The organism is Myxococcus sp. CA033, assembly GCF_013336625.1.
Lineage (GTDB): Bacteria > Myxococcota > Myxococcia > Myxococcales > Myxococcaceae > Myxococcus > Myxococcus llanfairpwllgwyngyllgogerychwyrndrobwllllantysiliogogogochensis.
The window spans coordinates 58,608-79,095 of sequence record NZ_JABUMU010000034.1; the positions used below are offsets into that span (position 1 = coordinate 58,608).

Here is a 20,488-nt window from a genome sequence, read left to right on the forward strand (position 1 = left end):
TCAGCGCCGAGCCAGGCGCTCCACCGCGTCCGACAGCGCCTGTCGAGCCAGGACGTCCGACTCCGCCTCCAGCGCCCGCTGGGTGGGGCCCAGACACTCCGGCCCTCCCGAATCTCCCAGCACCCGCGCCGCCGCCGCGCGAACGTCCCAGTGCGGATGCTCCAGCAGCGACACCGCCAACGACACGCCCTCCCGAGACACCGCTCCCGCCGACAGCACCGCCTTCACCACCTCCGCGTCCGGATGACCCGAAGCCTCTCTCAACACGCGCTCACCCACTCGCCCAAGCCGCGACAACGCGCGCACCGCCGCCACCGCGAGCGCTCCGTCGGGATGGCGGACCAGCGGCTCCAGCTCGGTGACACGGTCCATCGCGCCACTCTCACCCACCGCCTCCACCGCCGCCCGTCGCACGGAGGACTCCTCGTCCTGGAGCGCGGAGCGCAAGAGCGCCCCCGCCTCCGTGCCGCCCAGTCTTCCCATGGCCCGCGCGCCCGCGGCTCGCACTGGCGCGGCCTCGTCCGCGAGCGCCGCCCGCGCCAGCTCGCGTCCCACCCCGCCGTCCACCTCGCCAGCGACTTCCACCGCCGCCGCCCGCCACCGGGGGTCCACGTCCCGCGCCAGCTTGCGCAGAGAAGGCAACGCGGGGGCGCCACCCACCCGGCCCAGCGCGGCCACCGCCACCGGCGTCGCCCGACGAGCCACCGCATCCTCCAGGGCCGCGAGCACCGCCCCGCGACAGCTCCCCGCGAGCACGCCCAGCGCCCGCGTCGCCGCGCCCGCCGTCACCGAGTCCCTCAGCAAGTCGACCAGGGGGCCCGCCGCTTCCGATGAGCGCGTGCGCCCCAACGCCCGCACCACCACGCCGCGCAAGTCGTCCTCCGCCCACTCCAGCAGCGCGCACAGCGGCGTGACGGACGTCGCATCCACCAGGTCCACCAGCGCCTCGGCCGCCGCGGCCCTCGCGGGCGCGGACAGGTCCGACATCGCCGCGAGCAACGTGCGCCCACCCTCCGCGCCCAGCCGTCCCAGCGTGCTCAGCACGTCCCGCAGCAAGCGGTCCTCGCGCGCCGCTTCGGCCACGGGCACGGCCAGGGACGCCTCGCCCAGCGCGGCCACCGCCAGCAGCGCGCCCGCGCGCACCGTCACGTCCTCCGACTCAAGCGCCTGCGCCAGCCGAGCCACCGCGTCCGGCAACCGCCGCAGCGCCGCGCGGATGACGGCCTCCAACTCGCAGCGCCGCGCGGGCTCCACGAGCGACGCCTGCGTGCCCAGTGCCGCCAGCGCGGCCTCGCGCACCGAACGGGTGGCCGACTCCAGCCCCAGGCACAGCCGCTCCGTGGCCGCCACCTGCGGAATGAGGCCCAGCGCGCGGAAGGCACTGCGCCGCAGCCGCGCGTCGTCCAGCAGCGCCACGACCACCGGCAGCGGCGGCGGACGGCGCAGCAGCACCAGTCCCTCCAGCGCGGACAGGCGCAAGAGCGGCTCCGGGTCCCCCAGCAGTCGCTCCAGCGCGCGAGCGCCGTGCTCACTGCCCACGCGGCCCAGCGCCTCCGACACGGCCACGCGCACGTTCAGGTCCGGGTCCTCCAGTGCCTGGACCAGCGGCGCCTCCGCCACGTGAAGTCCGAGCTGCCCGAGGATGTCCGCCGCGAACTTGCGCTGGTCCGGGTCCGCGTGTCCCAGCAGCTTCACCAGGGGCCTCAGGGCTGGAAGGCCCAGTCCCACGAGCGCCTCGGCCGCCGCGTTGCGAGCCCCCGTCTCACCGCGCTCGCCCAGGACCCCCACGAGACGGAGGGCCACGTCCTCGGGCGCGGCCAACCGCTGGAGCCCCTCCGCCGCCGCGTGGCGCACGCGCCAGCTCTCGTCGTGCAGCCCCGTGAGGAGCACGTCCAGGATGCCCTCGCCACGCGGGTCCAACTCCTGGAGCGCGCGGTAGCGCTCCTCCTCCGCGGGAAAGACGGGCAGGTGGCTCATGAGGCGAGGACCCGGTCGGAGCCTTCCTGCGCATAGAACCAGATGGCGTAGATGCCCAGGCAGGTGCCCAGCGGGAAGTTGAACAGCCCGACGATTCCCAACACCAGCGCGAGCACCCGCGACCATCCGCGCCGCTTCAACAAGCCGATGCCGGCGATGACGCCCGGCAGGCCGAAGGCCAGGACGCACGCGCTGATGCCGCCGCCGAAGAGCCAGTAGCTCGCGCGGTCCTCGGCCAGCGACGACTCGCTCACCATCATCGCCCCGGCGAACGCGAAGAAGACGGCCAGGCCGACGCCCACGAGCACCGTCAGCGCGTTGATGGCGATGAACGCGATGCCCAGGATGCGGCGGTGGTTGTCCAAGTCACTGCGCTGCAGGTCCATCGTCACCCTCCTCACTTCGACGGGCGCACCGCTTCGCGCTCCAGCTCCATGCGCAGCAACGCCTTCAAATCGAGCAGCAACCGCAAGCGGTCCGGCGGGCCGCACACGCCCACCACGAAGGGCGAGCGCCCCGACACCCTCAGCGCGGGCGCGGGCTTGATGTCACCCCGGCGAACCCGCAGCACCTCGGCCACCCGCTCCACACGCACCGCCACCCGCCGCGCGCCCAGTCGACACACCAGGAGCCGTGCCTTGCGCGACTGCACCGAAGGTTGTCCCTGGAGCCTGAAGCGCAGGTCCACCACGGGAAGGATGACGCCCCGCAGGTGGAGCACGCCCTCCACGAACGAAGGGGCATGCGGAATGGGCGTCACGCGCTGGAGCGGCAGCACTTCTTCCACTCGCTGGATATCCAGCACGTACTCCTCTTCACCCACGAAGAAGGCGCACAGCTGAACCACGGTGTCCGACTGCTCACCGGGCGCATCCGGTGCCCCCGAGGGGTGGCGCGCCAACAGGTTGACCGAGTCCTTCATGGCGTCAGTGCCTGTTCAGGGTCCAGCAGGATGTACAGCGAGGGCCCGCGTCGACCGATGCCCACGACACAGTCCTTGTCTCCCAGGCGCAGGCCGGGCGGCGGCGGCTCCAGCATGGAGGGCTTGAGCTTCACCACGCCGGACACGCTGTCCACCCACACCCCCGCCGGCCCCGTCTCCGTGCGCAACACGAGGACGCGCGCATCCCGGGGCGGCGCGGGCGCATCCGGCCCCGCGACCAGGGGCACACGCTCCGTCAGCCCCAACCGGACCTTGATGTCGTACGCGGGCAGCAGCTCTCCGCGCAGGTTCATCACCCCGAGCAGGTGGGGCTCCGCCCTGGGAATCTCCGTCAGCGGGGGCACCTTGGAGATTTCGCGCACGAGGCGGATGGGCACCGCGTACGACTCTCCCTCCAGTAGGAAGGACAGGTACTCCTCCGGGACTTCCTCGGGCGTGGAGGAGGCGACGCCGTCACTGCCGGCGGCGAAGTCCTGCAGGCCGCTGACGTCCTCGTCCGGACGGAAGAAGAAGTCGTCGAGCAGTTCGGCGAACCGGGACACAGTGGGTGAGGATAGCAGCCGGCCAGGGCGAGCGTCAGGCCCGCCTTCGCTCCAGGGCCAGTCCCTCTTCCAGCAGGTCCGCCACGTCCAGCACCAGCACCGGACGACGGTTGCCCAGGTCCGTGGCGCCGGAGATGCCCCGGACGGACTGCAACCTGCCGCCCAGGGGCTTGGTGACGATGTCCTGCTGGCCGTGCAGCTCGTCCACGGCGATGCCCAGCCGCTCCTGCGCCAGCCCCACCACCACCACGAAGTAGCGGCTCACCGGACGCTCCGGCAGGCCGAACAGCCGTGACAGCCGCACGAAGGGCAGCGTCTGCCCGCGCACGTCCAGCACCTCGCGCCGCTCCAGGGTGCGGATTTCCCGGGGCTGGACGGAGAGGATTTCCAGCACGCTGTTCAACGGCACCGCGTACGTGCGGGCGCTCACCCCCACCACCAGCGCGCGGATGATGGCGAGCGTGACGGGCAGCGTCAGGTGGAAGGCCGTGCCCTTCCCGCGCTCGCTCCACACGTCGATGATGCCGGAGAGGTTGCCCAGGTTGTTCTTCACCACGTCCAGGCCCACGCCTCGGCCGGACAGCTCGGACACGCTGCGCGCGGTGGAGAAGCCGGGCAGGAAGATGAGGTTGAGCAGCTCCCGGCGGCCCATCTCCTCCGCCTGGGCGAAGGTGATGAGGCCTCGCGTCAGCGCCACCTCGCGCACGCGCAGCTCGTCGATGCCCGCCCCGTCGTCACTCACCTCGATGACGACGTGGTTGCCCTTCTGCTCCGCCCGCAGCGCCACCACCGCGCGCCGGGGCTTGCCCGCCGCCAGCCGCATGTCCGGAGACTCGACGCCATGGTCGATGGCGTTGCGGATGAGGTGCATCAGCGGGTCGCTCAGCTCCTCGACGATGAGCTTGTCCAGCTCCACCTCGCCGCCGCCGATGACGAAGTCGATTTCCTTGCCCGCCTCGCGGGTGATGCGGCGCACCAGCCGGGCCAGCTTGTCGAACACCTGACCCACCGGCACCATGCGCGCTTCCAGCAGGCCCTCCTGCAAGGCCTCCAGCTTGCGCTCCAGGCCCCGCGTCTCGCGCGCCAGCTCCTGGCCGAACAGCTTCGACAGGGGCACCACGCCCTCCTGCCGCGCCGACTCCGCGAGCCGCTGGAGGCTGGCCTTGATGAGCAGCAGCTCGCCCACCATGTTGATGAGACCATCCAGCTTGCCGATGTCCACCCGCACCGTCTGCGTCAACGAGCGCAGCGACGGCTCCGTCGCGACGGGAGGCGCCGCCACGGGCGTCACCGCGCGGCCGGGCGCACGCCCTCCCGGCCCCTGCAGATACGTCACCAGCGAAGGGCCCGACGCGCCGGCGGCCTCCGCGCTCCCCCCGGTCTCCCCCAGCTCCGTGTCGGGGTCCGGGTCCGTGAATGAGTGCGGCGCTCCGTCTTCCATCGCGGCGCGCACGCCCTGCTTCGTCCCGCCAGGCTTCACGGGAGACGCGCCCCCGACGGAGGCCTCGGGCGCGGAGGCGACGCCGATGGCCCCCAGGACGATGGCGGGCGACTCGGTGGCACGAACCAGCGCCTCGGCGGAGCGGGTCGTCGCACTGGGCGCCGCGGGCCGCACGGCGAGGGGTGACAGCTCCGCGGGCGTGCCCTTCAGCCCCGACTCCAGCTCCGTCCTGGAGACCTGGGCGCCAAAGATGAGGTCGAAGGCGATGCCATGCGCGCCGCCCGGCTGGGCCGAGGGCAGCGTGCTGATGACCTCTCCCAGGGGCTTGAGGCGCGTGTTCAGGTCCGCCAGGCCCTTGTCGAAGTCGGACAGGTCGAACGCGGCGCGCACTCGCCACAGCGCCACGCCCCGGCGCACGTTCTCCCGGAGCCGGTGCTCCTCGTACTCGGTGAAGACGGAGCGCACCTGCGCCTCCAGCTCCAGCCGCTCCAGCGGGTCCTCGTCCTGCGCGACGGACACCTCGCCCAGCTGCCCCAGCCGCTCCGCCATGCCATCCGCGCGACGGGTGAGGCCATCCGACTCCGTGCCCCGCGCCGTCTCCGCCAGCAGCGCCTGGAAGGCGTCCAGCGCTTCAATCAGCGTGTCGAGCACCGCGTCGTTCAAGTGCAGCTTGCCCAGCCGCAGCCTGTCCAGCAGGTCCTCCGTGCCATGCGCCAGCCGGGAGATGCGCTCCTGACCGAACAGCCCCGCCAGCCCCTTGAGCGAGTGCGCCGCGCGGAAGATGCCGTTGACGCGCTCGGGGTCAGCCTCCTGGCCGCGCCGCTCGTCCAGCACGAGCAGGTCCTTGCCCAGCGCCTCCAGAATCTCGGTCGCCTCGGCCACGAACTCGGCCAGCGCCTTGCTCGGAGGACTCACGGCAGCTTCAGGTACCGGCGCAGAAGCCCTTCCAGGCTCCCCGGTTGGAACGGCTTGACCAGGTACTCCGCGGCGCCCAACGCCATGCCCCTGTCGCGGTCCTGGTCGCGCCCCTCGGTGGTGATGATGAAGAGCGGAACGTCGCGGTAGTTGGGGTTCTTCTTGACGAAGTTGATGAGCTCGAGCCCGTTGATGTCGGGCATGTTGATGTCGGTGATGATGAGGTCGAAGCGGTGGCGCGGCAGCAGCTTCAGGGCCTCGAAGCCGCTCGAGGTGACGACGGCCTCGATGCCCTCCACGGCCTCCACGGTCGACGCGATGTACTCGCGCGACGCCTTGGAGTCCTCGACAATCAGCACCTTGACACGCATGTGCGCACGCCCCGGACGGTCCCCCATGCTAACAGAAGCCCTGCCCGGTCGCTGTGCTTCAGCCCTTCCTGCCTGGTAGGAGCCGGACGAGCGCCTTGTCCATCAGGAGGGCCACCCGTCCGCCCTTGAACGCTGGGACGAAGCCCTTCTGGAAACCCTCCACCCGGGCCGCGTCATCCACCGAACCTCCGGCGGGAATCTCCAGCGCCACCGACGCCACCTTGGCCCGGCTGAGCACCGTGCCCGCCCCGGCGAGCGCCTCCTGGAGTCCCTCCGCGTCGAGCTGACGACGGGCCCCCAGGCCGACGACGAAGATGCGCGGCACCTCCAGCTTCCCGTCCGAGGGAAGCAGGAGCCAGTCGTCCTTCGCGCCGGAGAAGAAGCCACCCTTGAGCACCCGCGACAGCACGCCACACAGGCGCCAGTCCACGTAGCCCGCGGTGGCCGGCAGGGGCCGGTCATCCTCGGCCACGAACAGACACAGGGCGTCCACGCCGCCAAGCGAGTCCAGCCCTTCCATCCCGATGTCGTGCGTCGTCGTCTGGCTCACGGCGCGTCCCTTCTTCCGCTCGAGGCTCCGGCAGCTCAGGCCTTGTTCAGCGCCACGGCGACACGGTCCAACAGGCCGTTGACGAAGGCGCTGGACTCCTCCGTCCCGAAGTTCTTCCCCAACTCCACCGCCTCGTTGATGGTCACCTTGCGAGGGATGTCCGGACGGTACTTCAGCTCGAAGATGCCCACGCGCAGGACGTTGCGGTCGATGCGCGACATGCGGTCCAGCCGCCAGTTGTGGCTGTGTGACTCGATGAGCCGGTCGATTTCCGCGCGGTGGGCCTGCACACCCTCCACCAGCTCGCGGGCGAACTTCACCGCGTCCGGCTCGCGCTTCTCCTCGTCCGACGCCGTCCAGGCCGACTCCAGGGCGTCATTCACGGACGCGCCCGCCGCCATCTCCAACTGGTAGAGCGCCTGCAACGCCCGCTCACGTCCCGTTCTGCGCGCGCCCATGACTACCCCTTCCTCGACGCGTCGAGCGTGGCCAGCTTGCCGTACAGGTTCACCATCTCGATGCACGCCAGCGTGGCCTCGGAGCCCTTGTTGCCCGCCTTCACGCCGGCCCGGTCGATGGCCTGCTCCACCGTGTCACACGTGAGCACGCCGAACGTGACGGCCGCCGGGGGGCTTGCCGCCGCGGCGCTGAAGGCCACCGCGCCAATGCCCTTGGCGCACTCGCCCGCGACGTAGTCGAAGTGAGGCGTGCCACCCCGGATGACGGCGCCCAGGACGATGACTCCCGCGTACTGACGCGACTCCGCGACGCGGCGCACCAGCCCGGGCAGCTCATAGGTGCCGGGGCAGCGGTACACGTCCACGTCCGCGTCGGCCACGCCGTGACGCACCAGGGTGTCGACAGCGCCCTTGGCCAGCTCCTCGGTGATGAAGCCGTTGAAGCGGGCGACGCAGATGGCGAAGCGGCCCTTGGGGGGGAGGAAATCACCTTCGATGTAGCGAGGCATGCGGGGCTTCCTACACCACCCAGGCTCCGGCGTCGCCTGCTACGGCGTCCCGAAGCCCGCCGCCCGGACGGCCGCCTCGGACACCCCTCCCGGGCCTGGAGCGCCCGCCTGCCCCCTCTGGAGCAGGTACAGGCGCGCCACGTACTTCCCAATGGGGTCCGCCTCCAGGTTGACCCGGGCGCCCACCTTCTTGGCCCGCAGGGTGGTGCGCTCCTGCGTCTCCGGAATCAGCTGGACGCTGAAGCGGTCCACGCCCACGGTGTTGACGGTGAGACTGATGCCGTCGATGGCCACCGAGCCCTTTTCGATGAAGTACGGCGCCAGCGCCTCCGGCAGCCCGAAGACCATCACCCACGAGCCGCCCTCCGGGTAGGTCTCCAGCACCGTGCTGACGCCGTCCACGTGCCCGGAGACCAGGTGCCCGCCCAGCCGGTCCCCCAGCGCCAGGGCCCGCTCCAGGTTGACGCGGTCTCCCGGCCGCACGGCGTCCAGCGTGGTGCGCCGCAGCGTCTCCGGCGCGGCCTGCACGCGGAAGGCTTCGCCCGTGCGCTCCACCACCGTGAGGCAGGCGCCATCCACGGCGATGGACTCGCCCAGCGCGAAGTCCCGCGCGCCCAGCGACGTGCGAATCCACAAGTCCGTCATCCCGCCCGGAATGACGCGCTCCACCCCGCCGATGTCCTGAATGAGCCCGGTGAACATGACGGGGCTTATAACGGACCCGCCGTCGCGACGCCCACGGACAACCGGGGCCCCCGGCGTGTCCTCCATTCAACGGCCCCTTTACCGGGCCTCATGCATGAGGCCTCGGGCGGAGGCTCGGAGGGGGCCTACAGCAGCGCCTGGAGCAGGATGTCCTGCCCGTGCTGCTCGAAGGTGAGGTCCTTGACGGAGAGGGCCTGGGTCATCTCCTTCACGCCCAGGTCGCCCGCCCAGGACATGCCCTGGCGGCCCAGCAGCTTGGGGGCGAGGAACAGGGCCAGCTCGTCCGCCAGGTGCTCGCGCAGGAAGCTGCCGTACATCTCCGCCCCTCCCTCCACGAGCACGTGGTTGAGGCCGGACTTGCCCAGCCGCCGCAGCAGGGCCTTCAGGTCCACCCGGTCGCCCTTCTTGCGCAGCTGCCACACCTCCACGCCCTGGGCCAGGAAGCGCTTCGCCTTGCGCCCCTCCGGGTCCTCCAGCGTGGCGATGATGGTGCGCGCGGGGCTCTTCTGGGTGAAGACGGTGTAGCCGGGCGACAGGCGCAGGTGGCTGTCCACCACGACGCGCAGCGGGTCCTTGCCCTTGCCGCCGGGCAGCCGCGTGGTGAGCTTGGGGTCGTCGTGGCGCACGGTGTTCGCGCCCACGAGGATGACGTCCACGTTGTCGCGCAGCCGGTGCACCCACTCGCGCGCCTTCTCGCCCGTCACCCAGCGCGAGTCCCCCGTGGCCGTGGCCAGCTTGCCGTCCAGCGTCGCCGCGGCCTTCAGCGTCACCCAGGGCATGCCCGTGCGGATGGACTTGAAGAAGGGCCGGTTGAGCTTGTCGGCCTCCTCCTGCAGCACGCCCGTGACGACCTTCACCCCGGCGCGGCGCATCCGGGCCACGCCCTTGCCGCTCACCTTGGGGTTCGGGTCCGAGGAGCCGGTGAAGACGCGGCGCACCCCGGCCTCGATGATGGCCAGGCTGCACGGCGGCGTGCGGCCGTAGTGGTCGCACGGCTCCAGCGTGGAGTAGAGGTCCGCGCCCCTCGCGCGGGAGCCGGCGGCCTCCAGCGCCACCACCTCCGCGTGCGCGGTGCCCGCCTTCTTGTGGTAGCCGCGAGCGATGATGCGGCCGCCCTTCACCAGGACGGCGCCCACCACCGGATTGGGGCTGGTGCGGCCCAGGCCCTTGGCGGCTTCCTCCAGGGCGATGCGCATGAAGAACTCGGCCACGGCGCGGTCGAAGTCCGCCGCCCGTTTCGCCCGGGGCGCCCTGGTGGCTTCCAACCTGGCCCGCGTGAGCAGCCGCATGGTGTGTCCCCTCAGCTCCCCCGGCCCGGCGCGAGGGGCGGCTTCGCCTTGCGCTCGCGCTCCTGGTCCTCGAGCAGGTCCTTCAGCTCATGCATGAACTCGGAGATGTCCCGGAAGCTCCGGTACACGGACGCGAAGCGCACGTAGGCCACCTCGTCCATTTCCTGGAGCCGGCGCATGACCTCCTCGCCGATGACGGACGAGTTGATCTCCTTCTCGCCCATGCCCTGCAGCAGCCGTTCGATGGCCACCACCGTCTCCTCGAGCTGATCCACGGACACCGGCCGCTTCTCACACGCCTTCTTCAGCCCGGAGACGATCTTCTCACGGTCGAACGCCTCGCGCCGGCCGTCCTTCTTCACGATGAGCGGGTAGAGCTCCTCCACCCGCTCATACGTGGTGAAGCGGCGCTTGCAGGCCAGACACTCGCGGCGCCGCCGGATGACGGAGCCCTCGTGCGACTCGCGAGAGTCGATGACCTTGTTTTCGGCATCCTGGCAGAACGGGCAGCGCATGGAGACGGAGCGAGGCTCCTGGTCCCTTCGATTACTTGAGCCGCGAGGCGTACAGGGGGAAGCCCTGCGCGAGTTCCTTCACCTGTCCGCGAATGCGGGCCAGCGCCGCGTCGTCCTGGGCCGAGTCCAGCGCGGCGCCAATGAGCTTGCCCACCGTGGCCATCTGCGCCTCGCGCATGCCGCGCGTGGTGATGGCCGGAGTGCCCACCCGGACGCCCGACGTCACCATCGGCTTCTCCGGGTCGAACGGAATCATGTTCTTGTTCACGGTGATGCCCGCCTTGTCGAGCACCGCCTCGGCAACCTTGCCCGTGAGATTCTTGGGCCGCAGGTCCACCAGCATCAGGTGGTTGTCGGTGCCGCCAGAGGTCAGCCGCAGCCCGGCGGACTTCAACGCCTCCGCCAGCGCCTGCGCGTTGGAGACAATCTGGCGCTGGTACGTCTTGTACTCGGGCGTCAGCGCCTCGCGGAAGGCCACCGCCTTGCCGGCGATGACGTGCATCAGCGGACCGCCCTGGATGCCGGGGAAGATCTGACTGTTGATGGACTTGGCGTAGGGCTCGCGGCCCATGACCAGCCCCCCGCGCGGACCGCGCAGCGTCTTGTGCGTGGTGCTGGTGACGATGTCCGCGAAGGGCACCGGCGAGGGGTGCACGCCCGCGGCGACCAGGCCCGCGATGTGCGCCATGTCCACCATCATCGCCGCGCCAACCTCGTCGGCGACCTCGCGGAACTTCGCGAAGTCCAGCGTGCGCGGATAGGCGCTGGCGCCCACGACGATGACCTTGGGCTTGTGCTCGCGCGCCAGGGACTGCACCTGCGCGAAGTCGATGGTCTCCGTCTCGCGCGTCAGGCCGTAGTGGACGACCTTGTAGAGCTTGCCAGAGAAGTTGAACGTGGCGCCGTGCGTGAGGTGGCCGCCGGAGTTCAAATCCAGCGACAGCATGGTGTCGCCCGGCTTCATCAGCGCCATGTACGCGCCCATGTTCGCCTGGCTGCCGGAGTGCGCCTGCACGTTGACGAAGTCCGCGCCGAACAGCTGCTTCGCGCGGTCGATGGCGAGGTTCTCCACCACGTCCACCACCTCGCAACCGCCGTAGTAGCGCTTGCCGGGGTAGCCCTCCGCGTACTTGTTGGTGAGCACGGAGCCCACCGCCTCCATGACAGCGGGGCTGACGAAGTTCTCGGAGGCGATCAGCTCCAGACCATCTTCCTGGCGCTGCGTCTCGTCGTGGACGGCCCGGGAAATCTCGGGGTCCACGTCGGCCAGAGTGCGGGTGTTCTCCATGGCGGCTTTCCTCTCGACAACGGGTACCGCGACGGCCACTAGCCCTGGGACTCGGCCTCGCGAATCATCTGCACGCGCCGCTCGTGGCGACCGCCCTCGAACGCGGTGCCGAGGAACGCCTCCAGGATGGCCCGGCCCACGCCGGAGCCCACCACGCGCTGGCCCAGGCACAGCACGTTGGCGTCATTGTGGGCCCGCGCCATGCGCGCCTCGAACTCCGTGGTGCACAGGGCCGCTCGGATGCCCCGGTGCTTGTTGGCGACGATGCTCATGCCAATGCCGGTGCCACACACCAGCACGCCCAGGGTGGCCTCACCGGACGTCACCGCCCGGGACACCCGGGCCGCGAAGTCCGGGTAGTCCACCGAGTCCCGCGCGAACGGGCCCACATCCTCGTGGGCCACGCCGCGCTCCTTGAGCGCCGCCACCAGTTCCTGGCGGAGCTCCAGGCCCGCGTGGTCCGAAGCAAGAATGACTTTCACGCGGGTCTCCTTCGGCCACCTAGAAGCGCTTGAACAGCAGCACCGCGTTGGTGCCACCGAATCCAAACGAGTTGCTCATCACCGCGTCCACCTTGGCCTCGCGGGCCGCGTTGGGCACGTAGTCCAGATCACACTCCGGATCCGGGCTCGTCTGGTTGATGGTGGGCGGCAGGATGTTGCGCGACAGCGCCAGCGCGCTCACCACGCCCTCGTATCCACCCGCCGCGCCGAGCATGTGGCCCGTCATGGACTTGGTCGACGACACCGCCACCTTGCGGGCGTGGTCCCCGAACACGGCCTTGATGGCCTTCGTCTCGTTCGCGTCGTTGAAGGGAGTGGAGGTGCCGTGGGCGTTGATGTAGCCCACCTGCTCCGGGTTCATCCCCGCCGACTGGAGCGCCAGCCGCATGCAGCGCGCCGCACCCTCGCCTTCCGGCGCCGGCTGCGTCACGTGGTACGCATCCGAGTTGGCGCCATAGCCCACCAGCTCCGCGAGAATCCTGGCACCGCGCTTCTTCGCGGCCTCCAGCTCCTCGAGGATGAGCATGCCCGCGCCCTCGCCCATGACGAAGCCGTCACGGTCCTTGTCGAACGGGCGGCTGGCCGCGGCCGGGTCATCATTGCGCGTGGACAGCGCCTTCATCACCGAGAAGCCACCCAGCCCCAGTGGGGTGATGGCCGCCTCGGCGCCGCCGGCGATGGCCGCGTCCGTTTCGCCCAGCTTGATGGACTTCCAGGCCTCGCCAATGGCGTGGGCGCTGGTGGCACAAGCGGACACCGGAGCCCAGTTGGGCCCCTTGCAGTTGTAGCGCATGGAGATGAGGCCAGGCGCCATGTTGACGATCATCTGGATGATGAAGAAGGGCGACAGCCGGTCAAACCCCTTCTCCAGGCCCTTGCGGTGCTGCTCCTCCAGGGAGGAGATGCCGCCAATGCCCGAACCCACGATGACGCCCACCCGCTCTGGCGTGTAGCCATGCGGCACGTCCGGGCCCACGGGAAGCCCCGACTCCTCCACCGCCATCGCCGCCGCGGCCATGGCGTACTGCGCGTAGAGGTCCATTCGGCGCACTTCGCGCCTGTCGATGAACTTCTCCGGCTCGAAGTCCTTCACCTCGCCGGCGATTCGCGTGTCGATCTTCTTGGGGTCGAAGCGCGTGACGAGGGAAATGCCTGAAGTGCCGGCAAGCAACGCCTGCCAGTTCTTCTCGGTTCCTGTACCCAGTGCCGAGATGAGCCCGGTACCGGTGATGACGACTCGACGGTGTGACACGGTCCTCTCCGGTGGCGCCTGGGACGCCGGGGACGCCGCGCTGGACGCGGCGTCTCCCCGCCCCCCGGCACGCCGTGGTGCTGCCTACTTCTTGTGGGTGGTGATGTAGTTGATGGCGTCGCCGACGGTCTTGATGTTCTCGGCCTCCTCGTCGGGGATCTCGACCTCGAACTCCTCTTCCATCGCCATCACGAGCTCCACGATGTCGAGGCTGTCGGCGCCAAGGTCCTCGATGAAGGAAGACTCGGGCTTGATCTCATCCTCTCCCACCCCGAGCTGATCGGCGATGATGCCCTTGACCTTGGTCTCAATTGCGGACGTCGACATAAGTGCTGAACCCTCCAGGAACCAGATGTAGGCCCGGAAGGCTTCCCGAGCCCTGTCGAAAGCCGGCGCGGTATATCCCACGCACGCCGGCAATCCAACCTTGGGTTACATGTACATGCCGCCGTTGACCTTCAGGACCTCGCCGGTGATGTAGGACGAAGCGTCACCTGAGAGGAAGAGAACGGCCTGGGCCACCTCCTCCGGGTTGCCCAGTCGTCCCAGCGGGATGCCCTCCGTCATCTTCTGGCGCAGGTCGTCATTCAGGTGGGCCGTCATGTCCGTCCCGATGAAACCCGGGGAGACGGCATTGACGCGGATGCCTCGGCTGGAAAGCTCTCGGGCCACCGTCTTCGTCAGACCGATGAGTCCTGCCTTTGCCGCCGAGTAGGCCGCCTGTCCGGGATTGCCCATATCCCCCACGACGGAGGTGATGTTCACGATGGCGCCGCCCCGCTGCTTCATCATGGGACGGCTGGCCGCGCGGATGAGGGCGAAAGGTCCCCGCAGGTTGGTGTCCAGCTGCTTGTCCCAGTCCTCGTCCTTCACCCGCATGACCAGGCCGTCCACCGCCATGCCGGCGTTGTTGACGAGCACGTCCAGCCGGCCGTGGGCCTTGACGATGCCCTCCACGGCGCTCGTGCAGGCGGCGGTGTCGGACACGTCGAAGCGCAGCGACTCCGCCTTCGCGCCCTCGGCGGTGAGCAGGCCCACCGTCTCCTGGGCCGCCGCCTCGTTGCCCGCATAGCTGATGATGACCGTGGAGGCGCCCGCCTTCGCGAAGGCCACCGCGCACGCCCGGCCGATGCCGCGCGAGCCACCCGTCACCAACACCACCTTGTCCTTGAAGCTCATGCGCTCACCCCAGCGCCGCGAGGACCTTCTCGAGGCTCGCGGCGTCTTCCACGTTGAAGAGTTCGATGTCCTTGGTGATGCGCTTGATGAGGCCGCACAGCACCTTGCCCGGGCCCAGCTCCACCACGCGCGTGACGCCCTCGGCCTTCAGCGCCTCCACGCATTCAATCCACCGCACCGGCGCGCTCACCTGCTCCAGGAGCAGCGGAATCACGCGGGCCACGTCCGAGTTGGGCCGCGCCTCCACGTTCGTCACCACCGGCACCGACGGCGCCACCAGCCTCACGCCGCCCAGCACCGCCGCCAGCTTCGGCTTCACCGGCTCCATCAGCGCGCAGTGGAAGGGCGCGGACACCGGCAGCGGCATCACCCGCTTGGCCCCGGCCTCCTTGCACTTCACGCCCGCGCGCTCCACCGCCGCGGCGTCGCCGGCAATCACCGTCTGCTCGGGCGAGTTGTAGTTGGCCGGAGACACCACCTGGCCCTCGGCCGCCGCCTCACAGGCCGCCTTCACCTTGGCCGGCTCCAGGCCCAGAATCGCGGCCATGGCGCCCACGCCCGCGGGCACCGCCTCCTGCATGAAGCCGCCGCGCGCGCGCACCGCCCTCGCCGCGTCACCCAGCGACATGGCGCCCGCGGCCACCAGCGCGGAGTACTCGCCCAGCGAGTGGCCCGCGACGAACGAAGCCACCGGGCCCCGCGTCGAGAAGACGGCGTGCGCCGCCACCGACACCGTGAGGATGGCCGGCTGCGTGTTGGCCGTGAGCTTCAGCGCATCTTCTGGCCCCTCGAAGCAGAGCTTGGAGAGCTTCTCTCCGAGCGCGTCGTCCGCGGCCTCGAAGACGGCGCGGGCCTCGGGGAACTTCTCGAAGAGGTCCTTGCCCATCCCCACGGCCTGACTGCCCTGCCCGGGGAACACGAATGCGACCTTCGCCATGTGCGGTCTCTGCCTCCTGAAACGTCCAGTCCTGTTGCCCGACTACCAGCGCACCACCGCGCTGCCCCACGTCATGCCCGCGCCAATCGCCATCATCGCGATGACGTCTCCGGGCCGGAGTCTTCCGGCGCGGTGGGCCTCGTCCAACGTCATGGGCAGGGACGCGGACGACGTGTTGCCGTACTTGTGCAGGTTCAGCCAGCACTTGTCGCGGGGAATCTCCAGCCGCTCCAGCGCCGCGTCCAGGATGCGGACATTGGCCTGGTGCGCGATGACGTGGTCCACCCCCCGCGCCGTCAATCCGTGAGAGGCCAGCGCACCCCGCGTGGAATCCACGAGCGCGCGCACAGCGAAGCGGAACACCTCCCGGCCCTTCATCTTCAGCTTGTGGAGGTGGGCCCGCAGCCCCTCCTCCGTCATCGGCGTGCGAGAGCCGCCGCCCGGAATGGTGAGCGCGTCCGCGAGCGTCCCGTCGGTGAACAGATGGGTGGAGAGGATGCCCCGCCCCTCCTTCTCCGAGGGCGCCAGCACCATGGCCCCCGCCCCGTCCCCGAAGAGCACGCAGGTGTTCCGGTCCGTCCAGTCCACCACCCGCGTCAGGAGCTCCGCGCCCACCACCAGCGCCCGCTTCACCTGTCCGGAGCGCATGAATTGATCCGCGATGCTCATCGCGTACAGCGAGCCCGCGCACGCGGCGGCCACGTCGAAGGCGAAGGCCCGGCGCGCGCCCAGCCGCGCCTGCACGAAGGCCGCGCACGAGGGCATGGGCATGTCCGCGGTGATGGTCCCCACCACGATGAGGTCCAATTCCTCCGGCGCCACGCCCGCCATCTCCAGTGCCTTCAGCGAGGCGGCGACGGCCAGGTCGCTGGTGGCTTCGTCGTCCGCGGCGCGCCTTCGCGCGTGGATGCCGGTGCGCTCACGAATCCAGGCATCGGACGTGTCCACGCACGCCTCCAGCTCCTGGTTGGTGATGACCCGGGAGGGAGCGTAGGAGCCGGTGCCGATGATCTGCGTGCATGCCACGAGGGTTCTCCCGAAAAGGAGCTTCATCGAACCCAACGCCCAGGCGCCGGTCTCTAATCGGAAACGGCTTCTTCTGTCCCTCTTTTTCCCCTCGGGTGGGTAGGGAGCCAGGCGGCGGCCCTGGCGATGCATCGCGTCAGTTCCTCCTGGAGTCCCCCCTGCGCGGTGGCCAGCGCGGCGCCCAGGGCGTTGTGGATGGCTCGAGGAGAGGAGCGCCCGTGGGCCACGATTCCCACGCCTCGCAGGCCCAGCAGCGGAGCGCCTCCGTACTCGGCGTAGTCCACCATCTTCCGCAGGCCCTTCAGCGCGGGCTGGAGCAGCAGCGCCCCCAGCTTCTCCGACAGCCCACCCCGCTTCTCGATGGCTTGACGCAGCATGCCGATGACGCCCATGCCCACGCCCTCGGATGTCTTGAGGACGACATTCCCGGTGAAGCCGTCCGTCACGACCACCTGCACGTCGCCGGAGAAGAGGTCCTTGCCCTCCACGTAGCCGCCAAAGTCCAGGTCGGACTGGCGCAAGAGGTCGCTCGCCTCGCGCGTCAGGAGCGTCCCCTTGGACGCCTCCTCCCCGTTGGACAGCACCGCGACCCGGGGACGGGCCACGCCCAGCAGCAGGCGGACATAGGCCTCGCCCAGCACGGCGAACTGCGCCAGATGCGACGGCCGGCAATCCACGTTGGCGCCCGCGTCCAAGAGCAGGCAGCGCCCGCCGCCCTTGAGCGCGGGAAAGAGCGCGGCGATGGCGGGGCGCTCCACGCCGGGCAGCCGGCCCAGCGTCATCAAGCCGCCCGCCATGACCGCGCCGGAGTTGCCCGCGGACACGAGCGCATCCCCGTGCCCGTCGCGCACCAGCTCGAAGCCCACCCGGAGCGACGAGTCCCGCTTGCGCCGGAAGGCAGTGGAGGCATGGTCATCCATCTCCACGACCTCGGACGCGTGGTGCACGCGGAGGTTGGGCGGAGGCAGCCCGCGTCCCAGGTGGGGCGTCACCCGGGCCGTGTCCCCCACGAGGACGACCTCGTGCTCGGGGTGGGCCCGGGCGAAGAGCACTCCGCCCTCCACCGGCGCCCCCGGCGCGTGATCTCCCCCCATCGCGTCCAGGACCAGCCTCATCCCCGCCCTCTCCGTGTCTGCGTGCGTGTCAGCTCGAAACCCACCCGGCCCGCCGGGCGGCGCGCAGCACACCAGGAACCTCCCAGGGGGGCAACGACTCGCTTGCCCCATGGCATGGGGTGGGTCCAGGTGGGCAGCGCCGCGTCGAGCGGGGGCGCCAGGTCCGGATGATCCGCGGGGCGGGCGGAAATGAGCCCATCACGAGCGTTGTCCCGGCGGGGCGCGTGAGGTATCTGGCGGGCGGGCGGCCCCGAGGCACTTCGCGGTGTGACTGGGCAGTACACGCGCATTGACTCGGGCCGGATGAGCCGCTAGGGTCCGCCGCCTTTCAAGCCGGACCAGGAGTACGCGAGCTCGTCGCGACTGCTCCAAGGCCGGTGTTGACCGACATGTTGCGCAGGCAGCCGGGGACCCCGGCACAGCGCGTGAGACAGAGGTGAGCCGTGGGCGTCCCCAAGAAGCGTACTTCGAAGATGCGTCGTGACACTCGTCGCGCTGGCAACAACAACCTGCGCACCGCCGTGCAGGTGACCAAGTGCCCCAACTGCAAGGAGCCGGTGATGCCTCACCGCGCCTGCACGTCGTGTGGCCAGTACAAGGGGCGCGAGCTGCTGCCCCAAGCCGAGGCCTGAGGCCTTGCCAGCGACGCTCCTGAAGAGGGGCGTCGAGCAGCACGAAGGGCCGCGCCTCCCCAATCGGAGGTCGCGGCCCTTGCTCTTTTCCGGCCCCGAATCCCAGCGGGGCCGGCGCCCTCGGCGGACGTCAGTTGCCGAGCTTGATGTTCTTCAGCGACGCCAGGCGGGGGTCCACCTGCTTCGTGTCACACTGGCACTGGGCCTCGTTGAAGTTCGTGCCGCACTGCGAGCACAGGCCCTTGCAGTCGTCCTTGCAGACCAGGTTCATCGGCAGGGCGAGCAGCACCTGCTCGCGGACGATGGGGTCCAGGTCGATGGTCTTCCCATTGAAGACCTCCTGGTCCACGCCATCGATTTCGAACGAGCCGCCCGTCTCCCCCTGCTGACGCTCCTTCTTCTCCATGGACTTCTCGTCGTCGTCCTTGAAGTCGTCGCCCCGGGCCATCGACTCGGGCACCAGGTTCAGCGAGAAGACCACGGGCAGCGCCAGCTCCACGTCCTTCAGGCAGCGCTTGCAGGGACTGGTGACGTGTACGGTGAAATTGCCGTTCAGCAGCACCCCGCCGCTCACCCGCCGCAACGTGGCCTTGAGCTGGGATGCCTGCGTGGCCCGGAAGCCGGTGTCCAACCCGGACGCCGTCCCTTCCAGCGCGGCGCCCAGCAGCTCCGGCGAGATGGGCTCGTCCAGCTTCAGCCCCGACTCATGAATTTGTTCAACCTTTACGAGCATTTACGCGACATCCAGGTAAAATTGGGCGGGCAACATAGAGGGCGGCCCCTCTAGCGTCAACACGCCCGGGTTCAACAGCACCGCGAAGATGTCACTGCGCCGTCACCACCGGTGGGGTGGCCTTCGTGGATTCTCCAGACAACGCTTTGATAGGGTCGGTTTGATGCACAGGCACGATTTGCCGTTGCGCGTGGGGGCACTCTTCCTCGTCGTGGGCCTCCTGGCTCCACCGGGGCTTGCCCGTCCCCTCTTCCCCTCGCCTGCCCTCTCGCAGCTCGGTCCAGCAAGCCCAGAAATCACCCGCGCCCGCGAGCAAATTGACGACGGCGAGTTCGAGGAGGCCCGGCGCACGCTCCAGGCGGGCCTGGACGCCCCGGACGTCACCGACGACCAGCTCGTGGAGCTCTACCGCCTGCTCGGCCTCACCGCCCTGTACCTGGGCGACGAGAACCAGGCGCGCGAGGCCTACGAGAAGCTGCTCCAGGCCCGTCCCGACTACGAGCTGCCCCGCACGGCGCCGCCCAAGCTGCGTTCGCTCTACGCGCGCATCAAGGAGGACATCCGCAGCAGGCGCGTGCGCCCCGTGACGCTCGACGTGGATCCGATTCCGGATCCACCGGGCGGCGAGCCCATCGTCGTGGAGGCCACCATCCAGGAGCTGGCGCTGGGCGCCCGCGCGCGGCTGTTCTACCGGCGCGCCGGAGACCAGGCCTACAACTCCGTGGACTTCGTGAAGGACCGGGGCGAGAAGGAGCGCTTCCGCGCCGTCGTCCCCGCCTACGACGTGCCCGTGGAGCCGGAGCCCTACGAGGTGGAGTACTACTTCGAGGTGGTGGACGCCGCGCAGCGCCGGCTCGCCGGACGCGGTGACTCCTTCCAGCCCATGCTCTTCCAGGTGGCACCACAGCGCTCGACAGCCGCCGCCGAGGTCTCCGAAGGACGCCCCTGGTACAAGAGCCCCTGGCTCTGGGTGGCCGTGGGCGCGGTGGCCATCGGCGGTACCGCGGGCGTGGTGGCCCTCTCCTCCTCCGAGGACCGCGGCCGAGTCCCCATCACCATCCGCGTGGACCCTTCCCAGCCATGAGCCTCCGACTCTTGAAGTCCCTGCCGCTCGCCTTCGCGCTATGCGCCTGCGGTCCCACGGACTCCAGCCCCGCCGGCCGCTTCGGCCTGGACGTGACGATGTCGCGCGCCGTGGCCGCCGAGGTCCACGCGCTCCAGGTCAGCGTCCTCGAGGACGGCTCGCGCCGCAGTTGCACCGAGCTGCAGCGCACCTGCCTCAACACCCAGGTGAAGCGCGAGGAACTGGTGGTGCTGGAGGACTCGCGCGGCAACGAGGGCCGCGCGCTGCGCTTCACCGTGGACCTGGCGGCCATGCAGAACGGCGGCAGCCAGGCGCTCGAGATCGACGTACCGGTGGGCCGCGACTACGCGCTCGTCATCGAGGCCATCGCCGTGGGCGCCCCGTCGCGCTTCCTCGGCAGCTCCTGCAACTACCTCAAGGTCGTCAACTCCGGGGACAACGCCCCGGTGGTCGCCGCGCCGCTCGTGTTGACCGAGCAGTCCTGCGACCCCTCCATCGGCCCCTGAGCAAGGCGGCGCTCCTCG

24 protein-coding genes are annotated in these 20,488 nt (G+C 70.1%); 3 read left to right on the top strand and 21 right to left on the bottom strand.

Annotated features, from left to right (window positions below):
• The 20 genes from HUA78_RS42845 to plsX form a co-directional block, all read right to left on the bottom strand.
• Positions 1-1,977, bottom strand: a complete 1,977-nt coding sequence (locus tag HUA78_RS42845; protein WP_174463730.1) for a HEAT repeat domain-containing protein — start codon at positions 1,975-1,977, stop codon at positions 1-3.
• A complete protein-coding gene (locus tag HUA78_RS42850) occupies positions 1,974-2,363 on the bottom strand; it encodes a hypothetical protein (protein ID WP_141644346.1) in 390 nt (129 codons plus the stop codon). The genes HUA78_RS42845 and HUA78_RS42850 overlap by 4 nt, the downstream gene beginning before the upstream one ends.
• Positions 2,364-2,374: 11 nt before the next feature.
• Positions 2,375-2,899 (bottom strand): chemotaxis protein CheW, encoded by a 525-nt coding sequence (locus HUA78_RS42855; protein ID WP_141644347.1) that lies wholly within the window; start codon positions 2,897-2,899, stop codon positions 2,375-2,377.
• The gene (locus HUA78_RS42860; RefSeq protein ID WP_141644348.1) at positions 2,896-3,462 is read right to left on the bottom strand and encodes a chemotaxis protein CheW; all 567 of its coding nucleotides are present in this window, start codon (positions 3,460-3,462) and stop codon (positions 2,896-2,898) included. The genes HUA78_RS42855 and HUA78_RS42860 overlap by 4 nt, the downstream gene beginning before the upstream one ends.
• Before the next feature lie 34 nt (positions 3,463-3,496).
• Entirely contained in the window at positions 3,497-5,818 is a 2,322-nt protein-coding gene (locus tag HUA78_RS42865; RefSeq protein WP_174478836.1) for a chemotaxis protein CheA, read from the bottom strand.
• Entirely contained in the window at positions 5,815-6,189 is a 375-nt protein-coding gene (locus HUA78_RS42870; protein ID WP_141644350.1) for a response regulator, read from the bottom strand. Before HUA78_RS42870 ends, HUA78_RS42865 begins: the two co-directional genes overlap by 4 nt.
• Positions 6,190-6,247: 58 nt before the next feature.
• On the bottom strand, positions 6,248-6,739 hold the full coding sequence (locus HUA78_RS42875) for a M17 family peptidase N-terminal domain-containing protein (protein ID WP_174458878.1): 492 nt from the start codon (positions 6,737-6,739) through the stop codon (positions 6,248-6,250).
• Between the two features lie 35 nt (positions 6,740-6,774).
• Positions 6,775-7,197: a transcription antitermination factor NusB gene (nusB, locus tag HUA78_RS42880; RefSeq protein WP_141644352.1), complete on the bottom strand. Its 423-nt coding sequence runs from the start codon at positions 7,195-7,197 to the stop codon at positions 6,775-6,777.
• 2 nt (positions 7,198-7,199) lie between these two features.
• Positions 7,200-7,706, bottom strand: coding sequence for a 6,7-dimethyl-8-ribityllumazine synthase (gene ribH / locus HUA78_RS42885; RefSeq protein ID WP_141644353.1), 507 nt, complete (start codon positions 7,704-7,706; stop codon positions 7,200-7,202).
• Between the two features lie 39 nt (positions 7,707-7,745).
• The gene (locus HUA78_RS42890) at positions 7,746-8,408 is read right to left on the bottom strand and encodes a riboflavin synthase (RefSeq protein ID WP_141644354.1); all 663 of its coding nucleotides are present in this window, start codon (positions 8,406-8,408) and stop codon (positions 7,746-7,748) included.
• A gap of 128 nt (positions 8,409-8,536) precedes the next feature.
• Positions 8,537-9,700, bottom strand: a complete 1,164-nt coding sequence (ribD, locus tag HUA78_RS42895; protein ID WP_141644355.1) for a bifunctional diaminohydroxyphosphoribosylaminopyrimidine deaminase/5-amino-6-(5-phosphoribosylamino)uracil reductase RibD — start codon at positions 9,698-9,700, stop codon at positions 8,537-8,539.
• Between the two features lie 11 nt (positions 9,701-9,711).
• Positions 9,712-10,215, bottom strand: a complete 504-nt coding sequence (gene nrdR / locus HUA78_RS42900) for a transcriptional regulator NrdR (RefSeq protein ID WP_141644356.1) — start codon at positions 10,213-10,215, stop codon at positions 9,712-9,714.
• 31 nt (positions 10,216-10,246) lie between these two features.
• Positions 10,247-11,503 (bottom strand): serine hydroxymethyltransferase, encoded by a 1,257-nt coding sequence (glyA, locus tag HUA78_RS42905; protein WP_174478837.1) that lies wholly within the window; start codon positions 11,501-11,503, stop codon positions 10,247-10,249.
• 38 nt (positions 11,504-11,541) lie between these two features.
• Positions 11,542-11,985, bottom strand: a complete 444-nt coding sequence (gene rpiB / locus HUA78_RS42910; RefSeq protein ID WP_141644358.1) for a ribose 5-phosphate isomerase B — start codon at positions 11,983-11,985, stop codon at positions 11,542-11,544.
• Between the two features lie 19 nt (positions 11,986-12,004).
• The gene (gene fabF / locus HUA78_RS42915; RefSeq protein ID WP_141644359.1) at positions 12,005-13,258 is read right to left on the bottom strand and encodes a beta-ketoacyl-ACP synthase II; all 1,254 of its coding nucleotides are present in this window, start codon (positions 13,256-13,258) and stop codon (positions 12,005-12,007) included.
• 84 nt (positions 13,259-13,342) lie between these two features.
• Positions 13,343-13,585 (bottom strand): acyl carrier protein, encoded by a 243-nt coding sequence (gene acpP, locus HUA78_RS42920; protein ID WP_141644375.1) that lies wholly within the window; start codon positions 13,583-13,585, stop codon positions 13,343-13,345.
• Between the two features lie 105 nt (positions 13,586-13,690).
• The gene (gene fabG, locus HUA78_RS42925) at positions 13,691-14,437 is read right to left on the bottom strand and encodes a 3-oxoacyl-[acyl-carrier-protein] reductase (protein WP_141644360.1); all 747 of its coding nucleotides are present in this window, start codon (positions 14,435-14,437) and stop codon (positions 13,691-13,693) included.
• A 4-nt stretch (positions 14,438-14,441) separates the two neighbouring features.
• Complete coding sequence (gene fabD, locus HUA78_RS42930) at positions 14,442-15,374, bottom strand: ACP S-malonyltransferase (RefSeq protein ID WP_174458880.1); 933 nt, start codon at positions 15,372-15,374, stop codon at positions 14,442-14,444.
• Between the two features lie 42 nt (positions 15,375-15,416).
• Positions 15,417-16,400, bottom strand: a complete 984-nt coding sequence (locus HUA78_RS42935) for a beta-ketoacyl-ACP synthase III (RefSeq protein ID WP_371745801.1) — start codon at positions 16,398-16,400, stop codon at positions 15,417-15,419.
• A gap of 53 nt (positions 16,401-16,453) precedes the next feature.
• On the bottom strand, positions 16,454-17,515 hold the full coding sequence (gene plsX / locus HUA78_RS42940) for a phosphate acyltransferase PlsX (protein ID WP_141644363.1): 1,062 nt from the start codon (positions 17,513-17,515) through the stop codon (positions 16,454-16,456).
• 443 nt (positions 17,516-17,958) lie between these two features.
• On the opposite strand from plsX, the gene rpmF reads away from it, so the two are divergent.
• Positions 17,959-18,147: a 50S ribosomal protein L32 gene (gene rpmF, locus HUA78_RS42945; RefSeq protein ID WP_141644364.1), complete on the top strand. Its 189-nt coding sequence runs from the start codon at positions 17,959-17,961 to the stop codon at positions 18,145-18,147.
• Between the two features lie 130 nt (positions 18,148-18,277).
• On the opposite strand, the gene HUA78_RS42950 is transcribed toward rpmF, so the two are convergent.
• Positions 18,278-18,880, bottom strand: coding sequence for a DUF177 domain-containing protein (locus HUA78_RS42950; RefSeq protein WP_141644365.1), 603 nt, complete (start codon positions 18,878-18,880; stop codon positions 18,278-18,280).
• A 163-nt stretch (positions 18,881-19,043) separates the two neighbouring features.
• Between HUA78_RS42950 and HUA78_RS42955 the strand changes: the two genes are divergently transcribed.
• Together HUA78_RS42955 and HUA78_RS42960 are read left to right on the top strand one after the other, a co-directional pair.
• Positions 19,044-19,964, top strand: a complete 921-nt coding sequence (locus tag HUA78_RS42955) for a lipopolysaccharide assembly protein LapB (protein WP_174468332.1) — start codon at positions 19,044-19,046, stop codon at positions 19,962-19,964.
• Complete coding sequence (locus HUA78_RS42960) at positions 19,961-20,470, top strand: hypothetical protein (RefSeq protein WP_174478838.1); 510 nt, start codon at positions 19,961-19,963, stop codon at positions 20,468-20,470. The genes HUA78_RS42955 and HUA78_RS42960 overlap by 4 nt, the downstream gene beginning before the upstream one ends.
• The last annotated feature ends 18 nt before the right edge of the window (positions 20,471-20,488 follow it).